The organism is Mycobacterium sp. (assembly GCF_044342925.1).
In the GTDB taxonomy this organism is placed as follows: Bacteria; Actinomycetota; Actinomycetes; order Mycobacteriales; family Mycobacteriaceae; genus Mycobacterium.
On sequence record NZ_JBIIOV010000222.1, the window covers coordinates 1 to 4,254 of the forward strand.

Genomic DNA, 4,254 nt, shown 5'->3' on the forward strand with positions numbered 1-4,254 from the left:
CAAGTACATCTACGACGAGCTGTCCAAGCGCGGTCCATCCCGGTCATTTCTTGCTCCCGACCAGATTCCGCTAGACACCCTTCTGGGCTTCGACTACAACATCGACGGCAATGCCTGGGACATCCTCAACGTCTGGGCATACCTGTTCGACGTGCCCTACGCCGTCGAGCGAGTCGAAGATGTGGCCAACAACGGCGTCGACCCCGATTCGTGGGCCGCAGGCAATCCGTTCGTCGCCCAGTTCGGCCAGGCATTCTGCAAGGGGCTGATGGAATTCAAAGCCAGCCTCCGCGCCTCGATGCGGACGAACGCTGCTGCGCCGCAGCCAATCCCGGCCCCGATCGCCGAGGTCGCCCTGACCGCGCCCGCGAACGGGAAGAACAAGACGAACAAGAAGAACGGGAAGAGCAAAGCCAAAACGGCCGGGACATCGACCGCCGCGACGCCGACCGGCAACGGTGCGGGCCTGAAGTCCTTCGCGCCGCCCAGCACCGCCGCGCGGACCCTCATGCCAGTCCGGCACACGCTCTACACCGTCAACGGTTACGGAGCCACCTGGGACAAGACCTATCCGGCCGACATGGCAAGGGCCATCTCCGACAAGATTCGGAATGGCACCGACGATCACTGGTGGTGGCAGCCGGTTTCCTACGGCGCCAAGGGAATCGGCGGCATTCCCGGACAGGTTCCGGCGTGTTTCCCGATGCAGCCCAGTATCGACGCCGGCGTGGCGGAGATGACCCGGCTGATGCTGCAGCATCCGCCGGAACAGACCTGGGGGGTCATCGCCTACAGCGAGGGCTCAATCGTCACCAGTAACATCTTGGACCTGTGCGGCATCACTCAGAGCGACGGTCCGACGCCGCTGGCCGCCTATAAGGACAGCTTCGTCGGTGGTGTGCACTTCGGTGGGCCGCGGCGGGAGAAGGGCCACACCTGCCCCGGCGGGATCGATCCTGGCGGTCACGGCATCGTCCGCCCGAATCTCAAGGGCACACCGGACTCTTTGTGGGAGTTCGCCGCCGGCCCCAACCAGACCGGCCTCTTCGGCTACAAACCGGACTATGACCTCTACACCACCTCCGGTCATGTCGGGGACCAGTTCACCGAGGATGACGAGTGGGCGGTGTGGGAGCTGATCAGGAACGGCGTCATCAAAGGCAGTGGGCCGCTGCTTGTGGAGATCATCAAGTTCCTCACCGAGGCATGCCACGGCAAGCCCACCTACGTCGCGATCTTCGACGCCCTGAAGTTCTTCGTGGTGGATAGGACTGCGCCACACTGGAACTACCACCAGATCGCGCCGATCCCCGGCGATCCGCGCGACTGCTGGCGGATCGGCTTGGACTACATCAACTGGATCGGTGCCAATGTCCCCGCCCGGGGGACCGGGAACCCCGTCCAGCTGGCGGCGGCCGGTAGCGGCATCTCTCTGTAAGCAGGAGATGTGGGAAGCCGTTCTGGGCGTCGTGATCGGGTGGCTGCTCGGGGTGGCCCAGCAGCTGATGCGTTGGTACTGGGAGACGCGAAAGGCACACCGGGGACAGCCGGGACCGCGTTCGGCGAGGTGCTCGCCTGCTCGACGACGAGCTCAAAGATGCGCAGCATCAACTGCAGGACATCCTCGACGGCAGCGTCGGTTGGGGCGAAGTGGGATTCCCCATGGTGAGTTTCGACGAGTACGGCGAGGTGTTGCTGGACAGCCTTCCGAAAGCGAAGTGGGAGGCCGTCGCTGACGCTCGTCGATCCTTGGCACGGATTAACGCGATGACCGCCGACCGCAGCGCTCCCGATCCGGAACGTTTGAGGCAAGCAGCGTCTTCGGCTCAGGTTTCCACTGAGAAGGCCATCCACGCCCTAGCGGCGGCGGCCGAGTAGGGGTTCCACATCCGTGGGTACCCCTCCCCATAGGCGATCACCGAGACTGCGCCCAGAGCGTCATTCACGTGACGAAAGCGCTCTGTGCGCAATCTCGGCGCCCCCGCTCACGCCTGCAGTTCGTCCGAAACCGTATCGCTCTTGTCGGCCTGGCTCGCCTCACCCTCGCCGAGTGCGTTGTTGACGTAGGTCACCTCCACGCTGCCCCCACTGACAGCGCTGCCCCCACTGACAGCGCTGCCCCCACTGACAGCGGTGCTCACACCGGCAGCGCCCTCACCGGCGCCCTCACCCGAGGCATGCTTTCCGGCCGCATCCGTCTCGTCCGATGCCGCGGCCGCCCGCTCCGACTCCACCATCGCCTGATGGGGCGACATCTCCAGATCGGGTGCCGTCTCCTCGGTCCAGCACGTCGCCGCGCGGTTGGGCGGCGGGCCGACGAACGACTTGAGCCGGCCGCGCATCCAGTCGATGCCGCCGCGCAGGTCATACGGGGAGTAGTGCGGGTTGGGCTTGTCGCCGAGGAACGCGACGCCGCTGACCAGCGCCTGGATGATGCCCATCACCGTTTCCACCGGCTGGTTGAAGAATCCGGCGAGCTGGGCGGCCAAGGAGTAGGGGTTGGACCAGAAATCGCCGCGCGCCACGGCCTGGTACACCGCCGCCCGCATCTGGCTTGCCTCGTCATCGCCGTTCTCGGCGTAGATGTCGCCCGCGCGGTAGACGTCTTTCCAGTTATCCGGCTTGCGCGGGTAACCGGGCAACCCGAAGCGGCGCAGCGGGTCGAGCCCGTGGGTGCCGGTCAGGCTGACCCACGACGTCGCCCACTCGGCGATGCTGTCGGTCTGCCGGCACGGGTTGCCGTAGGCCAGAACACCTTTGAGGTCCGGGGTCCGCCAGGCCAGTGGCCTCCCGGGCGCCAGGTAGTCGATGTAGAAATCGCTGACGACGATCGCGCCTTGGGAGAACCCGCCGAGCGACCACGGGGTGCCCGTGGGGAAGGGGATGAGGTTGTCCATGAACTGCGCGCCGATGAGCCGGGCCAGTTCACGCACACCGCTGTTGTTGTCGAACGGGACCGGGCCGTTGTTGTAGCCGATCGGCTGGTGGTAGCAGACGCTTTCCTTCTCCAGCTGCGTGGCGGTGTCGGCGACGGGTCCGGCGAACATGTTCGACAGATGTCCCTCGACGGTGAACATGATCGGCCGCAGGTTGGGCGCGGGCGGGACGTAACCGGCCCGGTTCGCCGTCGCCTCGTCGAAGATGCCGGTCTGCGACATGCCGTAGCGCCGCTGCATCTCCGTGACCGCGGCGGCGTCCTCGTTGCCGTAGTAGCCGTCCTTCGGCGGCGCGTAGGCGGCGAACTTGCGCTTGAACCAGGACTGCCAGTACTCGATCTCCGGACCGTTCGACCCGAGTTTGTAGGGAAGCGGCATAGCGGTGTGTCTCCTGGCTGTCGTGGACCTGTTCACTGTCAACAATAGGCATGTGGTCCGACAACCGAACAGGTTCGATTGTTTTTCAGGAACACCCCAGCAACCGATCAGAATGAGGGTCACACCGGAAGGACCCGACGATGCTGCCCATCGATGCTCACCTGCTGCGCGCAGTCGCGCCGCACCTCAGGGCCCGCACGGCCCGACGGCACCAGGCCGACGTCATCGAAGCGCTCGGCGCGGTGCTGCAGGACACGCTGCTCAGCTACGACATCACCAGCCGGTTGCGCATCGCGCACTTCGTAGCCCAGGCCTGCCGGGAGTCCCGCGGTTTCACCAACACCGGCGGCTTGCTCTGGGGCGGTGTTCCCGGCTGTGACCCCGAGTCGGCCGTCGCGCTGGCTACCGCCGGCCAGTTCTGGCAGAGCCGCGACGTCAATACTGACGCCGACAACGACGACCTGGTGGCCGTCACCCGCACAGTCAGTGGCGGCCTTGGCGGGCTGAGGTCGCGGCGGCGCTACCTGAAAAACGCCAAGACCGAGCTGGCCCGCACTGAACGACTGACCCGCCAGGCCGAGGCGACCGACGGCCGGCCGGTGCTGGCCCGCGGGTCACAGGGCGCGGACGTGACGCGGTTGCAGACGCTGCTCCGCGGAATCGGCTTCGCCGTCGTCATCGACCGGTACTTCGGCGCGGTCACCGAATTGGCCGTCATCACGGCACAGCGGGAGAACGGACTGGAGGCCGACGGTATCGTCGACGCCCCGACCTGGGATGCACTCGAACAGCGCAGCGTGACCGTCGATCCCACGACGGCCGCGGTCGCTCCGAGCACGAAGCGGTACTGGCCGATGGAGCGTGGCCGGATCGTCACCTCCGAGTACGGGCCACGCCCGGGCGGCTTCCACTACGGCATCGACTTCGGCTGGCCCGGTGG

At 66.2% G+C, this 4,254-nt stretch carries 3 protein-coding genes and 1 pseudogene; 3 read left to right on the plus strand and 1 reads right to left on the minus strand.

What is annotated here, in order from left to right:
* Together ADBZ6I_RS16300 and ADBZ6I_RS16305 are read left to right on the plus strand one after the other, a co-directional pair.
* Positions 1-1,438, plus strand: a pseudogene (locus ADBZ6I_RS16300) (hypothetical protein); the annotation flags it as partial.
* Between the two features lie 224 nt (positions 1,439-1,662).
* Positions 1,663-1,878, plus strand: coding sequence for a hypothetical protein (locus tag ADBZ6I_RS16305; RefSeq protein WP_526385671.1), 216 nt, complete (start codon positions 1,663-1,665; stop codon positions 1,876-1,878).
* Positions 1,879-1,985: 107 nt separating this feature from the next.
* On the opposite strand, the gene ADBZ6I_RS16310 is transcribed toward ADBZ6I_RS16305, so the two are convergent.
* The gene (locus ADBZ6I_RS16310; RefSeq protein ID WP_526385673.1) at positions 1,986-3,314 is read right to left on the minus strand and encodes a peptidoglycan-binding domain-containing protein; all 1,329 of its coding nucleotides are present in this window, start codon (positions 3,312-3,314) and stop codon (positions 1,986-1,988) included.
* 140 nt (positions 3,315-3,454) lie between these two features.
* Between ADBZ6I_RS16310 and ADBZ6I_RS16315 the strand changes: the two genes are divergently transcribed.
* Positions 3,455-4,254, plus strand: an 800-nt coding sequence (locus ADBZ6I_RS16315) for a peptidoglycan-binding protein (RefSeq protein ID WP_526385675.1), incomplete at its 3' end; no start/stop codon positions are given.